Annotated in this window: 15 protein-coding genes; 9 read left to right on the top strand and 6 right to left on the bottom strand. The window is 73.3% G+C overall.

From position 1 onward, the window contains the following. The 3 genes from ACGF0J_RS02810 to ACGF0J_RS02800 all read left to right on the top strand — a co-directional run bounded on the left by ACGF0J_RS02810 (position 1) and on the right by ACGF0J_RS02800 (position 2,463). Complete coding sequence (locus ACGF0J_RS02810) at positions 1–741, top strand: sugar phosphate isomerase/epimerase family protein (protein WP_393141670.1); 741 nt, start codon at positions 1–3, stop codon at positions 739–741. After that, positions 738–1,847, top strand: a complete 1,110-nt coding sequence (locus ACGF0J_RS02805) for a Gfo/Idh/MocA family protein (protein WP_393141668.1) — start codon at positions 738–740, stop codon at positions 1,845–1,847. Before ACGF0J_RS02810 ends, ACGF0J_RS02805 begins: the two co-directional genes overlap by 4 nt. A gap of 151 nt (positions 1,848–1,998) precedes the next feature. Continuing rightward, entirely contained in the window at positions 1,999–2,463 is a 465-nt protein-coding gene (locus tag ACGF0J_RS02800; protein WP_393141666.1) for an NUDIX hydrolase, read from the top strand. Here the strand turns inward: ACGF0J_RS02800 and ACGF0J_RS02795 are convergent. The 3 genes from ACGF0J_RS02795 to ACGF0J_RS02785 form a co-directional block, all read right to left on the bottom strand. After that, positions 2,445–4,133 (bottom strand): hypothetical protein, encoded by a 1,689-nt coding sequence (locus ACGF0J_RS02795; protein ID WP_393141664.1) that lies wholly within the window; start codon positions 4,131–4,133, stop codon positions 2,445–2,447. The two genes, ACGF0J_RS02800 and ACGF0J_RS02795, sit on opposite strands and share 19 nt — an antisense overlap. Positions 4,134–4,210: 77 nt before the next feature. After that, positions 4,211–4,510: a helix-turn-helix domain-containing protein gene (locus tag ACGF0J_RS02790; RefSeq protein ID WP_393141662.1), complete on the bottom strand. Its 300-nt coding sequence runs from the start codon at positions 4,508–4,510 to the stop codon at positions 4,211–4,213. Positions 4,511–4,514: 4 nt separating this feature from the next. Next, a complete protein-coding gene (locus ACGF0J_RS02785; RefSeq protein WP_393141660.1) occupies positions 4,515–4,844 on the bottom strand; it encodes a type II toxin-antitoxin system RelE/ParE family toxin in 330 nt (109 codons plus the stop codon). Positions 4,845–5,041: 197 nt separating this feature from the next. Here ACGF0J_RS02785 and ACGF0J_RS02780 point away from each other — a divergent pair, with 197 nt between their 5' ends. Further along, positions 5,042–5,878, top strand: a complete 837-nt coding sequence (locus ACGF0J_RS02780; RefSeq protein ID WP_393141658.1) for an alpha/beta hydrolase — start codon at positions 5,042–5,044, stop codon at positions 5,876–5,878. A 4-nt stretch (positions 5,879–5,882) separates the two neighbouring features. Here the strand turns inward: ACGF0J_RS02780 and ACGF0J_RS02775 are convergent, their stop codons facing one another. Then, on the bottom strand, positions 5,883–7,844 hold the full coding sequence (locus tag ACGF0J_RS02775) for a family 10 glycosylhydrolase (RefSeq protein ID WP_393141656.1): 1,962 nt from the start codon (positions 7,842–7,844) through the stop codon (positions 5,883–5,885). A 206-nt stretch (positions 7,845–8,050) separates the two neighbouring features. On the opposite strand from ACGF0J_RS02775, the gene ACGF0J_RS02770 reads away from it, so the two are divergent. Beyond that, on the top strand, positions 8,051–9,574 hold the full coding sequence (locus ACGF0J_RS02770) for an N-acetylmuramoyl-L-alanine amidase (RefSeq protein WP_393141654.1): 1,524 nt from the start codon (positions 8,051–8,053) through the stop codon (positions 9,572–9,574). A gap of 130 nt (positions 9,575–9,704) precedes the next feature. Further along, positions 9,705–11,852, top strand: coding sequence for an ATP-dependent RecD-like DNA helicase (locus tag ACGF0J_RS02765; protein WP_393141653.1), 2,148 nt, complete (start codon positions 9,705–9,707; stop codon positions 11,850–11,852). A 3-nt stretch (positions 11,853–11,855) separates the two neighbouring features. Here ACGF0J_RS02765 and ACGF0J_RS02760 read toward each other — a convergent pair whose 3' ends face one another. Next, the gene (locus tag ACGF0J_RS02760; protein WP_393141832.1) at positions 11,856–12,770 is read right to left on the bottom strand and encodes an SDR family oxidoreductase; all 915 of its coding nucleotides are present in this window, start codon (positions 12,768–12,770) and stop codon (positions 11,856–11,858) included. Between the two features lie 133 nt (positions 12,771–12,903). Between ACGF0J_RS02760 and ACGF0J_RS02755 the strand changes: the two genes are divergently transcribed. Further along, positions 12,904–13,821, top strand: coding sequence for a hypothetical protein (locus tag ACGF0J_RS02755; protein ID WP_393141651.1), 918 nt, complete (start codon positions 12,904–12,906; stop codon positions 13,819–13,821). Between the two features lie 12 nt (positions 13,822–13,833). On the opposite strand, the gene ACGF0J_RS02750 is transcribed toward ACGF0J_RS02755, so the two are convergent. Then, positions 13,834–14,367 carry an NUDIX hydrolase gene (locus ACGF0J_RS02750; protein WP_393141649.1) on the bottom strand — a complete coding sequence of 178 codons (534 nt, stop codon included), beginning with the start codon at positions 14,365–14,367 and terminating at the stop codon, positions 13,834–13,836. 111 nt (positions 14,368–14,478) lie between these two features. Between ACGF0J_RS02750 and ACGF0J_RS02745 the strand changes: the two genes are divergently transcribed. Together ACGF0J_RS02745 and ACGF0J_RS02740 are read left to right on the top strand one after the other, a co-directional pair. Beyond that, positions 14,479–16,077 (top strand): hypothetical protein, encoded by a 1,599-nt coding sequence (locus ACGF0J_RS02745; RefSeq protein ID WP_393141647.1) that lies wholly within the window; start codon positions 14,479–14,481, stop codon positions 16,075–16,077. A gap of 247 nt (positions 16,078–16,324) precedes the next feature. Then, on the top strand, positions 16,325–17,566 hold the full coding sequence (locus ACGF0J_RS02740) for an alanine racemase (protein WP_393141645.1): 1,242 nt from the start codon (positions 16,325–16,327) through the stop codon (positions 17,564–17,566). Positions 17,567–17,637 lie beyond the last annotated feature (71 nt).

Below are 17,637 nucleotides of genomic sequence, written 5' to 3'. Positions count from 1 at the left end.
GTGCAACCGCTCAGCGTCCAGCTCTACACCGTCAGGGACGCGTTAGCCGCCGACCGGGACGGCGTGCTGCGCCGCATCGCCGGACTCGGCTACGGCGCCGTCGAACCGTACGACCCGATGACCGACCCCAAGGGCTTCCGCCAGGTGGCCGACGACCTGGGGCTGACCGTCTCCAGCACGCACGCCTACGCGCTGCTGAGCCGGGAGCCGCAGGAGGTGTTCGAGGCGATCGCCACGATCGGCACCGACCTCGTGATCATCCCGGGCGGCATCGCGGAGGAGGAGTTCACCACCCGCGACGGGCTGGCGCGGGTGGCCGACCGGCTCAACGGCCTGGCCGCGCAGGCCGCCGCCCACGGCATGCGGCTGGGCTACCACAACCACTGGTGGGAGATCGAGCCGCGGATCGACGGCCGGCACGCCCTGGAGGCGCTGGCCGACCTGCTGGAGCCGGAGGTGTTCCTGGAGGTGGACACCTACTGGGCGCAGGTGGGCGGGGCCGACGTGCCCGCCCTGCTGCGCGGGCTCGCCGACCGGGTGCTGGCCCTGCACGTCAAGGACGGGCCCGGCGTCAAGGGCGAGCCGCACACGGCCGTGGGCGGCGGCGTCATGCCGGTGCCCGCCATCCTCGCCGCCGCGCCCGGCGCGTGGCGGATCGTCGAGCTGGACACCTGCGCGGGCGACGTCTTCGAGGCGCTCGCGGACAGCCGCTCCTACCTGTCCTCGCTGGGGGTCTCATGACGTCCGGGACGGGCCCGGTGGGCGTGGCGCTCGTCGGCGCCGGAGTGATCAGCGGCCAGTACCTGCGGCACCTCACGGCGTTCCCGGACGTGCGGGTGCTGGCCGTGGCCGACCTCGACGAGGCGCGCGCCGCCGCCGTGGCCGAGGAGTACGGCGTCCCCGTCTCCGGCGGCCTGGACACCGTGCTGGCACTGCCCGAGGTGGAGATCGTCGTCAACCTCACCGTCCCGTCGGCGCACGCCGCGGTGGCGCTGGCCGCCTTACGGGCGGGCAAACACGTGTACGGCGAGAAGCCGCTGGCCCTGGACATGGACGAGGCGGCCAAGGTGCTGGCGGAGGCGGACAACCGGGGGCTGCGCGTCGGCAACGCCCCCGACACCTTCCTCGGCGCCGGCATCCAGTCCACGATCAGAGCCGTACGGTCAGGCCTGATCGGCACCCCGGTCGCGGTCACGGCCGCCACCCAGGGCATGGGCCCGGAGTCGTGGCACCCCACCCCCGAGTTCTTCTACCAGCGGGGGGCGGGGCCGCTGTTCGACCTCGGCCCGTACTACCTGACCGCGCTCGTCGCGCTGCTCGGCCCGGCCGCCCGCGTGTCGGCGAGCACCCGACGGGCCCGCGAGCACCGGGTGGTCGGCTCGGGGCCGAAGGCGGGCACGGTCTTCCCTGTGGACGTGCCGACCCACGTCAACGCGCTCATCGACTTCGCGGACGGCCCGACCGCCGGGGCCACGTTCAGCTTCGACTCGCCGGTCAGCAAGAGGCTGATCGAGGTCATCGGCACCGAAGGAGCCCTGTCGCTGCCCGATCCCAACACCTTCGACGGCCCACTGCTGGCCCGGGGCCTGCATGACCTCGACTGGCGGGAGCTGCCGCTGGAGGGCACGACGGCGGGGCGCGGCATCGGCGTGCTCGACATGGCCCGCGCGATCCGGGCCGACGTCCCGCACCGGGCGTCGGGCGCGCTCGCGCTGCACGTCCTGGAGATCATGGCGGCGGTGACGGAGTCGGGCGAGCGGGGCGAGTTCCGCGGGCTCGGCTCCGGATCGCCGGTGCCCGACCCGCTGCCAGTGGACTGGGACCCGTACGCGGCCACGCTCACCTGACGGCCCCTGGATGGGCAGGCGCTCGCCCCCTGCCCACCCAGGCTCGACCACTGGTCGTGCCGGATCCGCCGGCAACGGCTCTCGGCCACAACTCGTACATTCATGTATCGAGGTCCGAGAAGAGCGATCAGCAGCGCGCGGAGGACATTCCATGGATCACCACAGCAAGCACTCCGTCAGCGTGGCGGGTGTGATCATCGATGGTCAGGGCCGGGCGCTGCTCACTCAACGCCGCGACAACGACTCCTGGGAGGCTCCGGGCGGGGTGCTGGAACGCGAGGAGGACATCAGAAGCGGTCTGCTGCGAGAGGTTCGCGAAGAGACCGGCCTGGACGTGGAGCCCGTCGTCCTGACCGGCGTCTACAAGAACATGGCCCACGGCATCGTCGCCCTGGTCTTCCGCTGCGAGGCCATCGGCGGTCGACTCACCACAACTGATGAAGCTCGCGCTTTTCGCTGGGTCACCGCGGATGAGGTTCGGGATCTCGCGTCCGAGGCGTTCGCCGTCCGGGTCCTGGACGCCCTGCACCACGACGGGACACCGGCGGTCCGCAGTCACGACGGCTTCCGCCTGCTGGAAACGCCGGAGATACGGCGTCAGCCGCGGAACGTGTAGGGGGTGGTGCTGGTGCGGCCGACGGCGTTGACGGCCGTGACGGTGATCCACGGGTGGGCCGGGTCGAGGCCGGCGGCGGTGAACGGCGCCCAGGCCGTCTCCAGGCCGCCCGGCGCGGCGGCCGGCTCGTGCCGTTCCTGGGCCGCCGTGACGGTCGTCGCCAGGCCGCCGGGCTGCCGGTAGGAGATGCGCAGCGCGCCGCCCCGCAGGTGGTGGCCCCGCACCTGGATGCCGTCGCGCCCGTCCACGTGGCCGCGGGTGGCGCGCACAACGAGCGGATCGTGCCAGGCCGCCGCGATGCTCTCGCCCAGCGAGGGGCTGTCCCAGTCGTCGCGGCAGACGACGAACGGCTCCCAGCGATAGGCGATGATCTTGGCTGCGTGTCCGCCCACGGCCATGATCTGGCTGTCCACCCGGGCCTTGGAGGTGCGGCCGCGCAGCGGACGCGGGTCGGTCCTGGAGCACTCGCCGGCCACGGGGGTGGGCTCGAACAGCTCGACGTTCACCCACAGTTCCACGCCCGGCACCGGACGGCCCGCCACCGCCTCGACGTAGTCGCGGGTCGAGCCCAGGTACGCCTGCCGGTTGGTCACCGCGCCCACGACCGGCTCCAGGCGGGGCTCCACCGGGGCTTCGGCCTGGTCGGGGCCGTACACGGGCACCTTGCCGGCGCCCCGCCCGTCCTGGATGGCGATGGCCATGGGGGCGCCCGCCCGGGTGGCGGCGATCTCGGCGAACCCCACGCCCGCCTCGGCGGGCGGGAAGCCGCGCCCCCGGCGGGCGTCCCAGTAGGGGCTGACCACGATCGTCCGGCCGGGCAGCGCGGCGGCGGCCACCGCGTGCTGCGCGCGGTACAGGGCCAGCACCTCGTCGTCGTCGGCCCGGTCCCGCATGGCCAGTTCGAACGACTGGTACACCCCGGCGAGCGCGGACGAGGCCCCGTGCCGGTGCCGGTAGTCGTCCAGCACCCGGCGGGTGAAGGTGTTCACCACGTCGAGGTGGGCCAGGTGGGGCAGCCACGGCTTGGCGGGGTCCTGCGGCGCGGTCGGCAGCCCGGGGTAGACCCTCATGCCGTGGCCGGCCGCCTCGGCCAGCAGGTTGCCGATGCCGTCGCCGTCCGAGACGGCGAGGACCAGGTCGAACGGCCCGGCGGCGCAGGAGGCGCCCAGCAGGATCCGGTAGTAGGAGCGCCCGCCGCTCTCGATGCGCCGGTCGAGGCCGGGACAGCGCAGCAGACCCGGTCCGAAGTGCTCGGGGGCGACGTAGGTGAAGGCGCGGCGGATCTCCTTGCCCGGCGCGGCGTCGCGGGCGGCCAGGTAGCAGGGCCTGCCCCCGTCGAGGCAGCCGGCGAAGGCGGGGTCGGCCTGGCCGGTGCGCGCGTCGAACAGCCGTCCGGCCTCGTCCGCCCGGACCGCCGTGAGCCGCGAACCGAACGTGACGACCGTGTCGCCACCGAGCCGGCGGATCGCCGAGACGACCTCGCGCGTCTCGCACCGGTCGGGCCGCGGGTTGATCCAGTAGCCGGTGATCGGGTAGACCGCCGCGACGCGAGCGTCACGCGCCGGGCAGCCGGAGGCGTCGACGACCCGCACCGCCTCGGGAACCGCGGCCACCACGAGCGCGGCGAGGGCGAGCAGCACGCGCGGGACGAGCCCGGCCCGTAACGTCACCTCCGCCCGGCCCCGTCCACCACCACCACACCGACCACTCTAGTTGACGACCTTGTCCAACTTGCGGCGACGGCGAGTCAGCTTGCCTCGCGGAGCGGTTGAAACTGGACGTTGAGCCGTACTTCGAGCGCTTCGGCGAGACGTTCCAGCATGGGGATGGTCGGCATGGTGCCTCCCGCCTCGAAGCGAGCGACCGCGGGCTGCTTGAGGCCGGCCCGCTCGGCCAGTTCGGCCTGCGTGAGCCCGAGTTCCTCGCGGCGCTGCCGTACCGCCTCTCCAAGCTCGAACCGCAGACGAGCGGCCTCGTATGCGGCTCCGGCGCCGGGACGACTCATGATCTCGGCACGCTTGTCGGCCCACGCCTTGCGCTCGGCCATGGCCTCACTCCTCATCTGCCGTGTGCGCCTCGGCGATACACCGCTCCATCGCCCGTACCGCCCGTTCGATCTCACTGACCTCGCGCATCCGCTGCTTCTTGAACACAGTGAGCAGGATGACCCTCCTACCCGATGCGATCCAGTAGGTGATGCGCACCGCCTCGCGAGAGAGATGGAAGCGGAGTTCCCGCAGTTTGCCGTGCAATTGCCTGGTGTACGGCTCACCGAGCAGCACACCCCGCTCCGCCAAGAGATCAACGTAGAAGACGGCCGTCTCCTGATCGTCCCGACTGAGCGAGTCGAACCACTCGTCAACCCCGGGCTCCAGTTCCACCTCTCCCCAAGTAATAACACGAACGTTATACGGCGAGCAAGTGGGCCGTCCTGCGAATACAGCATCAGGTCATCCTGGTGCAGCCGTTGACGGATGCAGGTCACCCAGGACGTGGCGCTCCGACGGGTGTCGTCGGCGTGCACGCGACCGTCCCTCGGTACGGTGACCGGGCGAGGACGTCGGCGGAGAGGCGGCAGATGAGCGAGCACCCCCTGTGGCCCGGCCTGGACGAGGCGCGGATCACCGCGTTCCCCGTGGCGGTGCCGCCCCGCGCGGCAGCCGGTCGCACGCCCGCGTGCCCGGCCCCGGCCGTGCTGGTGCTGCCCGGCGGTGGGTACGCCCGCCTGGCCGACCATGAGGGGGCGCCCGTGGCGCGGTGGCTGAACTCGCTCGGCGTCGCCGCCTTCGTGGTGCGCTACCGCGTCGCGCCGCACCGCCACCCGGTGCCGCTGCTCGACGCCGCCAGGGCCGTGCGCTGGGTCAGGCACCACGCGGCCGGGTACGGCGTGGACCCGCTGCGGGTCGGGGTGCTCGGGTTCTCGGCGGGCGGGCACCTGGCGGGGCTGCTCGCCACCGAGACGGGGCCCATGCTGCCGGAGGGCCCGCACGACGAGGTCGACGCGGGCGATCCCCGGCCTGGCCTGGCGGTGCTGTGCTATCCGGTCGTCACACTGACCGGCCCGGCCGCGCACCAGGGCTCGGTCACCAACCTCCTCGGTCCGGGCGGGGACAGGCCGGCTGGGGACGGGCCGGGCGGGGACGGGCCGAGCGGGGATGCCGCGGCCCTGTCGATCGAGCGGAGGGTGGGCCCGGCCACCCCGCCGATGTTCCTGTGGCACACCGCCGACGACGCCTCCGTGCCGGTGGACAACACGCTCATGCTGGCGGGCGCGCTGGCCCGCCACGGTGTGCCCGTGGAGGCGCACGTGTACCCCAGCGGCGTCCACGGTCTCGGGCTGGCCGAGGCCCAGCCCGGGGCCGGCGACTGGACCCGGCGGTGCGCCGCCTTCCTCCGGGCGCGCGGCTGGAGCTGACGGGTCAGACCTTGGTGATGCGGACCGCGTCGGCGATGACGTATCCGGCCGCCGACGTCCAGCGGCTCACGCCGACCACGTTGTACGTCCCCGCGTCGAGGGTGAACGTCCCGAGGGACCGCCAGGCGCCCCCGCCCGTCCGCTGGTCCACGGTGACCGTCCGGCTCCCTCCGCTCGCCGCGACCACGTACGGGGTGGCGCTGTTGTAACCGGCGTTGGCCGGGTACCAGACCTCGACCCGGTAGCTGCCCGCGCTCGGGATCGCCGCCCGGAACCAGGCCGGGTCGCTGGCCGAGACGGGCTCGGCGAAGCGGTAGTCGGTGCCGTGGAGCTGGCTGGAGTAGGTGGAGGTGCCCCAGGACGACCCGGCGGTGAAGCCGGCTCCGGCGTTGTCGACGACGACGCTGAACGCGCCGCCGCCGGAGCCAGGCACGGACCTGCCGGTGCTCGGGCCGCTCTCCTGGTGGGTGCGGCCGAGCGCCGTCACGTAGTAGGTGTAGGCGGCCGTGGTGGCGGCCGTGGTGTCGGTGAACGTGGTCTTCCGGGTGGTGGCGAGGAGGTTGCGGGCGTCGGCGAAGGCGCACGGGTCGGCGGCGGTGGGCGTGCCGTCCACCCGGTAGACGGCGTACGCCGTCGCCTGGCCCTGCCAGGTCAGCGCGACGCCGCCGGGCCCGCGGGTGGCGGAGCCGAGCACGGGGGCGGCCGGGGCGGCTGCGGTGCCGCGGGCCGGCAGAAGAGCCGGTCTGGTGTAGTGGGCGGCGGCCAGCGTGGCGAAGGCGTTGATCCGGTTGGCCTTGACGTCCTTGGCGCTGAAGTGGATGTCGCCGGACACCTCGGGGTGGCGCCGGTTGACGTGCAGGTGGTCGCTCAGCTCGGCGGGGTCCTGCCAGGCCGCGTCCTGACCGGAGGCTCCTGCCCGGTAGGCGGCCTGGCCGATGACGAGTTGCACGCCGGTGCCTCGCACGGTCTGCGCCCACCAGGCGGTGAGCACGGAGTAGTCGGCCGCGGTGTGCCCGATGTGCCAGTAGATCTGGGGGGCCACGTAGTCGACCCAGCCCTGCTTGACCCACCGTCTGGTGTCGGCGTAGATCGCGTCGTAGGACTGCAGCCCGGAGGTGTCCGAGCCGAGCGGGTCGGTGGCGGCGTTGCGCCAGATGCCGAACGGGCTGACGCCGAAGGCGACGTGTGGCTTGGCCTGGTGGATGCGCTGGTCCAGCTCCTGGATGAGGCGGTTGACGTTGTCGCGCCGCCAGTCGTGGACGTTGGTGAAGCCGCCGCCGTGCTCGTTGTAGGCGGCGCTGTCGGGGATGGTCTGGCCGCTGACCGGATAGGGGTAGAAGTAGTCGTCGAGATGCACGCCGTCGAGGTCGTAGCGGGTGACGGCGTCCATGATGGCGTCCTGGATGAAGGCGCGGACGGCGGGGAGGCCGGGGTTGTAGTAGAGCTTGCCGCCGTAGGCGAAGCGCCAGGAGGGGTTGCGGCGCGCCGGGTGGCTCGTGAGGAGGCTGCTCACGTCGTCGTGGTTGGCCACCCGGTACGGGTTGAACCAGGCGTGCAGCTCCAGGTTGCGGGCGTGGGCCTCGGCGACCATGAAGGCGAGCGGGTCGTAGCCGGGGTTGCCGCCCTGCGTCCCGGTGAGCCACTGCGACCACGGTTCGTGCGGCGACGGCCAGAAGGCGTCGGCCGTCGGCCTGACCTGCACGACGACGGCGTTCATGCGCCTGGTCACGGCGAGGTCGAGCCAGGCGCGGAACTCGGCCTGCTGGGCGGAGGCGGTGAGCCCGGTGCGGCTCGGCCAGTCGATGTTGGCCACGGAGGAGATCCACATCGCGCGGAGCTGCCGCTTGGGGGTGGCGGGGTCGGTGGCGCAGGCCGCCGCGGCGGCGGTGGGGAGGGGCGCTACGGGGGCGACGGCGCCGAGCAGTGCGAGGGTGAGGACGACCAGGAGGGGCCGCAGGGGGGTCACGACGAGAAGTTTCAGTTGCGGCTCGGGCAACGTCAATAGTTTTCACCCCAAGAGGCTGGAGCCCCAGGACGCCGCCTGACCACCCCTCTGACAACCCTCCGGCGCGGGCGAAAAGTTTCTTCTAACTCTTCGGTAATGTCAATTATCGACATATGTCATGTATGTCCCTTACTGTGCGACCGTTGCCCCCCAACGAGGAGCCCCCCATGAGGTTCGCCCGCACGCGATTAGTCGCTCTCGTCACCTCCGCCCTCACCGCCCTCCTCCTCATCGTCGGCCAGCCCGCCACCGCCCAGCCCCTCCAGCGGGCCGCCGACCTGCCGGCCGCCTTCGACCGCGCCGCGGCCCAGCACGACGTGCCGCGCGACCTGCTCGTCGCGCTCGCCTATGCCGAGACCCACCTCGACGGCCACGGCGGCGAGCCCAGCGCCAGCGGCGGCTACGGCGTCATGCACCTGGTCAGCAACCCCACCACCAAGGCCCTGGAGAAGGCCGCCGAACTCACCAAGCTGCCCGTCGACAAGCTCAAGGCCGACGACGCCGCCAACATCCTCGGCGGCGCGGCGGTGCTGCGCGCCCACGCCGACGAGCTGGGCCTCGACGAGGCCGCCCGCAAGGACGCCGGCCGCTGGTACCAGGCCGTGGCCAGGTACGGCAACGCCTCCTCCCCCGAACTGGCCCGGCTGTACGCCGACGCCGTCTACGAACTGCTCGGCCTCGGCCTCGACGCGCGCGGCGTGACCGTCAAGCCACAAGAGGTCACCGCCGACCGCGGCGACCTCGCGGGCGCCCGCGACCTGACCGCCCAGGCGGCCGTGGCCAGCCCCGACTACCCCGACGCCGCCTGGGTGGCGGCCAACTCCGGCAACTACACCGCCTCCAACCGCGAGTCGTCCTACGCCATCGACCGGGTCATCATCCACGTCACCCAGGGCTCGTACGCCGGCACCATCTCCTGGTTCCAGAACCCCAGCGCCAACGTCTCCGCCCACTACGTCGTCAAGTCGTCCAACGGCGCCATCACCCAGATGGTGCGCGACAAGGACATCGCCTGGCACGCGGGCAACTGGACCTACAACACCCGCTCCATCGGCATCGAGCACGAGGGCTGGGTCAGCGACGCCTCCTGGTTCACCGACGCCATGTACCGCGCCTCGGCCGCCCTGACCCGCGCCATCTGCAACAAGTACGGCATCCCCAAGGACCGCAGCCACATCATCGGCCACAACCAGGTCCCCGGCGCCACCCACACCGACCCGGGCCCGCACTGGAACTGGACCACGTACATGAACTACGTGACCGGCAGCACGGGCACCCCGTCGTGGACCACCACCGTGGACAACGCCACGTCCGGCCAGTTCACCGCCAGTGCCAACTGGGGCACCTCCGCCTACTCCACCGACCGGCACGGCGCCGACTACCGGTTCGCGAACCCGGTCGAGGCCAGCGACCCGGCCTGGTTCTCCGCCACCATCCCCAGCACGGGCACCTACCGGGTGGACGTCTGGTACCCGGCCGACCCCGGCTACAACAGCTCGGCCCCGTACATCGTGGCGACGTCCGGCGGCAACCAGACCGTCTACGTCGACCAGCGCTCGGGCGGCGGCGCCTGGCGCACGATCGGAACGTTCTCGCTCAGCGCGGGAACGAAGAACGTGGTGGGCGTCAGCCGGTGGACCTCGGGCACCGGCTACGTCATCGCGGACGCGGTGCGCATCAGCCGCGTGTGAGACTCGTCCGGCCCGCGCCCGTTTGCCACCTCCTGGACGGGCGCGGGCCGTACGGTCCGCCCGGCACGGTGTGCCGGGCCCACCTGTCGGTCCCATCTCCTAAGCTGCGGTTCCGTACCCGGAGGATGGGATGTCTGCGGTGGACGCCTCGGTCGAGCAGTTGGTCTACGTCCGCGACGACGGCTACACCGTCGCGCGGATGAGCGCCGACAGCGGTCCGGGGTTCGTCGCCTCCGGGCGGGTGCTGGCCGGGATCCAGCCCGGTGAGACGCTCCGGCTGACCGGCGCGTGGGGCGAGCACCACCGCCACGGCAGCAGGTTCCAGGTCACGGCGTGCGAGCGGATCGTCCCGTCCACCGTGCGCGCCATCCAGCTCTACCTCGGCTCCGGCCTGATCCGCGGCATCGGGCCGCGGCTCGCCCACGCCATCGTCAGCCACTTCGGCGAGCAGACGCTGACCGTCATCGACACCCGGCCCGAGCGGCTCACCGAGGTCGTCAACATCGGCCCCGGGCGGCAGGCGCAGATCGTCGAGGCGTGGAAGGAGCAGAAGGAGATCGCCGCGCTGATGGTGGTCCTGCAGGGCTACGGCATCAGCCCCCTGCTCGCCGCCAAGATCTACCAGGTGTACGGCCCCGACTCGGCCGGCGTCCTGGCCGCCGACCCCTACCAGCTCATCGGGCGGGTGCGCGGCGTCGCCTTCCACACGGCCGACCGGATCGCGCTGCAGTCGGGGGTGTCCGAGCGCAGCCCGCAGCGGATCAAGGCGGCCGTCCTCGACCGACTGGAGAGCGCGGCCGTGCGCGGCGGCCACTGCCACCTGTCGATGACGGCGCTGGTCACGCAGACCGCCGAGCTGCTGGAGCTCGACCACGACCTGGTGCGCCCGATGATCGACGCGCTCACCGCCGAGCGGCGGGTCGTCGTGGAAGCCGAGGCCGAGCCCGAGCAGGTGGTCGTCTACGCCAAGGAGCTGCACGCCCGCGAGGTCAAGCTGGCCGGCGAGCTGACGCGGCTGTGGCAGGCCCGCTCAACGCTGCCGCTGCGCCCGTTCCAGGAGGACCCCGGGCTGCACGACGACCAGCGAGCCGCGGTGACCATGGCTCTGACCAGCACCGTCTCGATCCTCACCGGCGGGCCCGGCTGCGGCAAGAGCCACACCGTGCGGGTGATCGCGGCGACGGCACGGGCGATGGGCGGCACCGTCACGCTGGCCGCACCCACCGGCAAAGCCGCGAAGCGCCTGTCGGAGCTGACCGGGCTGCCCGCGATGACCGTCCACCGCATGCTGGCCCACCAGCCCGACCCCGACGCCCTGTTCGACCAGGCGCCTGCGCAGGCCGACCTGATCGTCGTGGACGAGGTGTCCATGCTCGACCTGCACCTGGCCACCCGGCTGTGCTCGGCGATCCCGTCCGGCAGCCACCTGCTGCTGGTCGGCGACAGCGACCAGCTCCCCAGCATCGGCCCCGGCAGCGTGCTGGCCGACCTGCTGCGCGTCGAGGACATCCCGCGCGTCCGGCTCACCCACGTCTTCCGGCAGGCCGAGGGTAGCGGCATCGTCGCGGCCGCGCACCGCGTCCGCGCCGGCGAGCTGCCGCGGCTGCCCGGCGGCGGCGGGTTCTGGTTCGAGGAGCTGGACGACCCGGCCGCCGTGGCCGAGCGCGTCGTCCACCTGGCCACCGAGGCCATCCCGCGCAAGCAGGGCGTGGAGCCGGGCCAGGTGCAGGTGCTCTGCCCGATGCGCAAGGGCGCCGCCGGCACCGCCGAGGTCGGCCGCATGATCCAGGACCGCCTCAACCCGGCCCGCGACGGCGTCCCCGAGCACTGGGCGGGGTCCTCCGTCTTCCGTGTCGGCGACCGCGTCATGCCGATCCGCAACAACTACGACAAGGGCGTCTTCAACGGCGAAACCGGCACCGTCACCCGTCTCCTGCCGGAAGACCGCCTGCTGGAGGTCCGCATCGACGACGGAGACGACGACGGCGACACGGTCACCTACGGCTTCGACGAGCTCGACGACCTCACCCACGCCTACGCCATCAGCGTGCACCGCTCGCAGGGCAGCGAATACCCGTTCGTGGTGGCGCCGATCGTGGCCGAGGCGGGCGGCGTCATGCTGCGCCGCCGCCTCCTCTACACCCTGGTCACCCGGGCCCGCTCCTGGGTGGTGCTGGTCGGGGCGCGCGAGGCCCTCGAACTCGCCGTCCACCGGCTCGGCCGGCGTCGCAACACCGGCCTCACCCGCCGGCTCGCCCTCGGCGTCACCCCGGAGTGAGGATCAGCGGTAGCCGGTGACGTCGGCCGGCTTGCCGGCGTCCTGGACCTCCACCACGTATCTCCAGGCGTCGGGCCGCGAACCGTCCACGTCGGTGAACCCGTACACCTTCGCGAGCTGCCCCGACGACAGTGACTGCCCGCTCCACCGCATGACGTCGGGGTCGGCCGCCAGGGCGGCCACCGCCCGGCCGGTGAACCGGGGCGACTCGGAGATGGCGAAGTGCGGCTCGGTCTTGGTGGCGTCGCGCCAGTTGTCCTCCCGCACCTGGTAGATGTCCAGCATCATCTCCGAGCGCAGCCACCCCGGCGTCAGTGCCACCGCCGCGCAGCCGCGTTCCCTCAGTTCGTGGGCCTGCGCGAACGCCAGCCTGATCACGGCGGTCTTGGCCAGGTCGTAGAAGAAGGAGACCCGGTAGTTCGCGTCGTTGTACTCCTTGGTCCCGTCGGTCATCTCGACCACCAGGCCGCCGGGGTCGCGCATCAGCAGGGGCAGCGCGTGGTGGCTGGTGATGATGTGGGTGTCGATGGCGAGGCGGAGGAGCCGCATGCCCTTGTCGAGGCTCTGCTCCCACAGCGGTGTGTCCCACTCGGCGAAGGGGTCGCCGCCCCACACGTCGTTGACGAGGAGGTCGAGCCGGCCGTGGTCGCGGTCGATCCGTTCGACGAGGGCGCGCACCTGGTCGCTGTCCAGATGGTCCACCTGGACGGCGATGCCGTGCCCGCCCGCCCGGTCCACCAGTTCGGCGGTCTCCTCGATGGTCTCCGGCCGCCCGTACTCGGAACGCTCCCGCCGGGTGGTCCGGCCGGTGACGTAGACCGTGGCCCCGGCGGCTCCCAGCTCGACCGCGATACCCCGTCCCGCGCCGCGCGTGCCCCCCGCGACCAGCGCGACCTTGCCCTTCAGCGATGCATTCATGTCGCTCATGAGGCGATCCTGGCAGGAAAACCCGACAAGGAGTGTCATCTTTTCCGGGCGGCGCGGTGGCCGATTCCCAGCGGTGGCCGATTCCTACAAGACCGGGGCGCGGCGGCGGGGAGACGATGAGGGCATGACCATCGACCTCACCGCGGCGGCCGCCTTCATGGCCACCCACGCGCGCCCGCTGGACCGCCGCCGCTTCGACCTGTTGACGCACTCCCGCACGCCCGGTCGGCCGGCCGGCGAGGGGGGAGCCGTGCGGGGGGCGCTGGCGGCGCTCGACGGCTACCGCAACGCCGACGGCGGCTACGGCTGGGGCCTGGAACCCGACCTGCGCTCCCCGGAGAGTCAGCCCGGGGCGGCGGCGCACGCCTTCGAGGTGTTCGAGGACGTCGCCCCGGCCACCTCGGCGCACGCGGTGGAGCTGTGCGACTGGCTGGACGCGGTCTCCCTGCCCGACGGCGGCCTGCCGTTCGCGCTGCCCGTGACCGCCGCCGCCGGGTGCGCCCCCTGGTGGCTCGCCGCCGACCCGGCCACGTCGTCGCTGCAGATCACCGCCGTCACGGCCGCCGCGGCGCACCGCGTCGCCGCGCACGACCCGGCCGTGGCCGCCCACCCCTGGCTCGACCGTGCCACCCGCTACTGCCTCTCCGCCATCGAGGCCGTCGACGAGAAGCCGCACGCGTACGTGCTCGCCTTCGCGCTGCGGTTCCTGGACGCGGTGCACGGCACCCGCCCCGAGGCGGCCGGCCTGGCCGCCCACCTGGGCGAGCACGTGCCGTCCGACGGCCGGCTGCGTGTCGGGGGCGGCACCGAGGAGGAGACGCTGCACCCGCTGGACCTCGTCTTCGCACCGGGCGGCCCCAGCTCCTCGCTGCTGTCGCCGGAGGCGGTCGCGGCCGATCTGGACCGGCTGGCCGGCATGCAGGAGCCCGACGGCGGCTGGACGGTCGACTACGCCACCGTCTCGCCGGCGGGCGCCCTGGACTGGCGTGGCCACGCCACCGTCCGCGCCCTGCAGACCCTGCACCGGTTCGGGCGGCTCTGAGCCGGCCGTCTCCTACTGCTCCGCCGGCTCCAGGAGGTGCCAGGGGAGGGTGACGGGGGTGGTGGGGCGGGTCCCGGCGAGGAGAGGCCCCAGGAGGGCGGGGAGGGCGGGCGGGACGAGGGCATCGGCTGTCCGGCGCAGATCGGCGAGCGGCCACCAGCGGTAGGTGTCGAACAGGGACCGTTCGAGCTGTTCCATGCCTGAGATGTCCACGACCGCCTCCGGAACGCGGACGAAGAAGTAGGAGTCGCGCGCGAAGTAGAGCGTGCCCTCGGCGCTGGTCCAGTGGCCGGAGCTGACGGCGACCACCGGGCCGAACGCCGCCGGCGGCAGGGTGATCCCGGTCTCCTCCAGCAGTTCCCGGGCAGCGGCGGCGGGCAGCGGCTCGCCGGGGCGGACCCCGCCTCCTGGGGTGAACCACGCGTGGCGGGGGTTCTTCAGCTGGCTGAGGCCGCGGAACAGCAGGACGCGGTCCTGGGCGTCCGCGAGCAGGATGCGAGCGGACGGGCGCGGGGTCGCCTCCGGGCGGGGAGTCACTGCGGGCATGGCAGGGATCATAGGCCGCGCGCCCCCGCCGATCGGGGCGGGTCGGGCGAAGCCCTCCTGGGGTGGCAAGATCTCCACCGGGGACATCGGGAACGAGCTCGGGGGAACGCCGTGTCAGCACTCCCTTCGGCGGCGCCGGGGTGGCGCTCGCGCGCCCTGGCGTGGTGGGTGACCGCCTTCGTGGTCGCGGCGGCGCGGTTCGGGTGGCCGTATCTCGCCGCGGTCGTGCCGGGCGGGCGGGGCGGCGGCGGGTGCGCGTGGTTCGCGGGTGAGACGCCCGAGCCGTGGAAGTGGGAGCTGTCCGGTCTCGTCGCCGAGGTGCAGACGCTGGTGGCGATGGGGCTGGCGGTCGTGGTGGGGCTGGGCGCGTGGCTGGTGGCGTGCCGGGGAGAGCGGGCCGCGGCCCGGATCTGGGCGGCGCTCGCCGTCGTGGGGGTGGTCGCGGCCGACTACGCGCTGCTGGTCGTGCGGCTCCGGCTCGGCTGGACGCCCGAGGCGGCGGACTGCACGGTGGCCCCGGAGGCGGCCCACGCGGTGTCGGCGGCGCAGCTCGCCTGGACGTTCGCGCCTGCGGTGCTGGCCATGGCAGGGGCGTGGGCGGCGGGACGGCCGCCCGCGGTGCCGGCCATGGCGTGGGCGGCGGGACGGCCGCCCGCGGAGCGGTCGTTCCGGGCGTCGTGGTGGCCCGTCCCGGCGGCCGCCGTCCTGGGTGTCCTCACGCTGCTGGTCGCGAGCGGCACGCTGCGGCTGCCGCCGGGGGAGCCGCGGCAGTCGCTCGCGCCTGACGGCACCCCCAGGCACGCGCTGGTGATCACCGGGGACCGGCTGGGCGTGCTGGACCTGGTCGAGGGCGGCGAGCCGAGGCTGCTCCCCGCCCCGGACCCGGCGTTCTTCCAGTACACCGCCGTCGCCCGCGACACGCGGCCCGGCGGCTACCTCGCCGCGGTCAGCACGGCGGGCGACGGCGCGTTCGGCGGCCGGTCGTCGCGCCTCTACCGGATCGTCATGGACGGGGACGGCGGCGCGGCCATCGGGGAGCGGGTCGGCGGCGACCTGGCGGGGGTGGTGCTCGATCTGGCCATCTCCCATCGGGGGCAGATCGCCTACAGCCGCGCCGTGGCGGTGCCCGGCGACACCCTGCGGGTGGCCACCACGTTCGTCGGGCTGGTCGCGCCCCGCCGCGAGTGGTCGGCGGCCGGCGCGCACGGCGCGGGACGCGGGAACGCCGGGCCGCTGGGGCTGCACTGGCGGGACGCGGGGACGCTGGTGTTCCACACCGCGAGCGGGAGCGGACAGGTGAGGGCGCTCGACGTGACGCGACCCGGCTCCGACCTGCTGGCCGCCGATGAGCTGCACGCCCTGGCGGGCGGCGGCGACGGGCTGGCCCTGAGCGTCCCGGACGGGGTCGTGCGGGACGGCGCGCTGGCCGTCTCGTGGGCGGCCGCCGATGCGTGGAACGACCACCGGATCACGGTCGTCGAGCCGTCGAGGCGGGACAGCCGGGTGCACCGACGGGTGTTCGCCTCCGGCCAGGCCACGTTGCAGACCTTCACGCTCGACCGGTCGGGCCGTCACCTGCTGGTGTCGCTGGTCACCGAGCGCCCTCGGGGGGCGGCGTACGAGCTCGTCCGGGTGGATCTGGGGTCGCCGGAGTCGCGTCGGTGGCGCGTCTGGCAGGGCGAGAGCCCGCTGCCGGCACTCGCCTGGTAGGTCGTTTCCTGCCTCTTCGTGGCAGATCATCCTCGTTGCGGCTCGCGACGGCTTGCCAACCCGTGGCAAAAATATTAGGTTAGCCTTACCTAAGCTACGAGCTGTGCCCGCGCCTGGACCGCCGCTGTCGCATACCGCAAGGGGAACCGTGCCTCCTCCGCCCACCGGACCATCGCCCGCTCCCCCCTTACCCGAGATCCTGACACCGACGCCTGTCGCCGTCGCGTCACCCCAGAGGCAGAACCTCATGACGATCCAGCTCCCGCCCTCCGCCGCCCCGCGCTCCGCCTACCCGGTGGCCGCGCTGCCCGCCGAGCTGCGCAGGCTGCTCCGCTACCTCGCCAAGGCCGGGCCGCCCGTCTCGGCCTACGTCTACGACGGAGCCGTCGCCGCCGAGCGGGCCCGCGAGCTGCGCGCCGCGCTGCCGGACTGGGCCGCCGTCTACTACGCGGTCAAGGCCAACTCCTTCCCCGGCGTCGTCGCCGCCCTGGCCCCGCACGTGGACGGGTTCGAGGTGGCGTCCAAGGCCGAACTGGAGCTCGCCCTGCGCGCCCGCCCCGCCGACGACGGCCCGCCCGCCGTCGTCGCCGCCGGCCCGGCCAAGTCCGTCCCCGTGCTGACCGCGCTGGTCCGCGAACGGGTGGAGGCCATCAACGCCGAGAGCCTGCTGGAGCTCCACCGCATCAGCCAGATCGCGGTCAGCGAAGGCGTGACGGCCCGGGTGGCGCTGCGGGTCAACCCCGCCGCGATCCCCGTGACCGGCTCCCTGCACATGGGCGGGGTCCCGTCGCAGTTCGGCGTCGCCGAGCCGGACGTGCCCGGCTTGCTGCGCGCGGCCCGGCGCCTGCCCGGTCTCGACCTGGTCGGATTCCACGTGCACGCGGCCTCCGGCAACCTCGACGCCGACGCCCACGCCGACTACCTGCGCTGGTGCGTCGAGTGGAGCGCCCGCACGGCCCGCGAGCACGGGATCCACCTGCGCCACATCGACATCGGCGGCGGCATCGGCGTCGCCTTCGAGGGCGAGAAACCGTTCGACGTGGCCCGCTTCGGCGAGCTGGCCGCCCAGGTCGAGCCGCCCGCCGGCGCCAAGGTCGTCCTGGAGCCCGGCAGGTTCCTGGTCGCCGACTGCGGCTGGTACGCCGCCGAGGTCACCGACGTCAAGACCTCGTACGGCAAGCACTTCGTGGTGCTGCGCGGCGGCATCAACCACTTCCAGCTCCCCACCTCGTGGGACATCGTGCACAACATGGCGGTGCTGCCGATCGAGCACTGGCCCGCCGGATGCCCGCGCCCGGCCGCCGAGAACACCGAGGTCACCGTCGTCGGCGAACTGTGCACGCCGGAGGACACCCTGCTGCGCGACGTGCGGGTGGACCGCGTCCGCGCGGGCGACCTCGTCGTGTTCCCGTACGCGGGCTCCTACGGCTGGGAGTTCGCCATGCACCGCTTCCTGGGCCACCCCGTGGCCGAACGCCACCTGCTCTGACCCACCCGCCCGGACGTCACCCGTCGCGGGCGAAACGCACCGCACCTCACCAGGCCGCGTACCTCCTGACG

It is taken from the genome of Nonomuraea sp. NPDC047897 (assembly GCF_043204415.1).
GTDB lineage: Bacteria > Actinomycetota > Actinomycetes > Streptosporangiales > Streptosporangiaceae > Nonomuraea.
The sequence above is the reverse complement of the archived record's forward strand: the minus strand, read 5'-3'. Positions and strand labels throughout refer to the sequence as shown.

What these genes read in the sequence shown, in the direction of transcription:
- ACGF0J_RS02805 (WP_393141668.1), top strand. Translation starts at nt 738, where the DNA reads ATGACGTCCGGGACGGGCCCGGTGGGCGTGGCGCTCGTCGGCGCCGGA.
- ACGF0J_RS02800 (WP_393141666.1), top strand. Translation starts at nt 1,999, where the DNA reads ATGGATCACCACAGCAAGCACTCCGTCAGCGTGGCGGGTGTGATCATC.
- ACGF0J_RS02790 (WP_393141662.1), bottom strand. Translation starts at nt 4,510, where the DNA reads ATGGCCGAGCGCAAGGCGTGGGCCGACAAGCGTGCCGAGATCATGAGT.
- ACGF0J_RS02780 (WP_393141658.1), top strand. Translation starts at nt 5,042, where the DNA reads ATGAGCGAGCACCCCCTGTGGCCCGGCCTGGACGAGGCGCGGATCACC.
- ACGF0J_RS02770 (WP_393141654.1), top strand. Translation starts at nt 8,051, where the DNA reads ATGAGGTTCGCCCGCACGCGATTAGTCGCTCTCGTCACCTCCGCCCTC.
- ACGF0J_RS02765 (WP_393141653.1), top strand. Translation starts at nt 9,705, where the DNA reads ATGTCTGCGGTGGACGCCTCGGTCGAGCAGTTGGTCTACGTCCGCGAC.
- ACGF0J_RS02760 (WP_393141832.1), bottom strand. Translation starts at nt 12,770, where the DNA reads ATGAATGCATCGCTGAAGGGCAAGGTCGCGCTGGTCGCGGGGGGCACG.
- ACGF0J_RS02755 (WP_393141651.1), top strand. Translation starts at nt 12,904, where the DNA reads ATGACCATCGACCTCACCGCGGCGGCCGCCTTCATGGCCACCCACGCG.
- ACGF0J_RS02750 (WP_393141649.1), bottom strand. Translation starts at nt 14,367, where the DNA reads ATGCCCGCAGTGACTCCCCGCCCGGAGGCGACCCCGCGCCCGTCCGCT.
- ACGF0J_RS02740 (WP_393141645.1), top strand. Translation starts at nt 16,325, where the DNA reads ATGACGATCCAGCTCCCGCCCTCCGCCGCCCCGCGCTCCGCCTACCCG.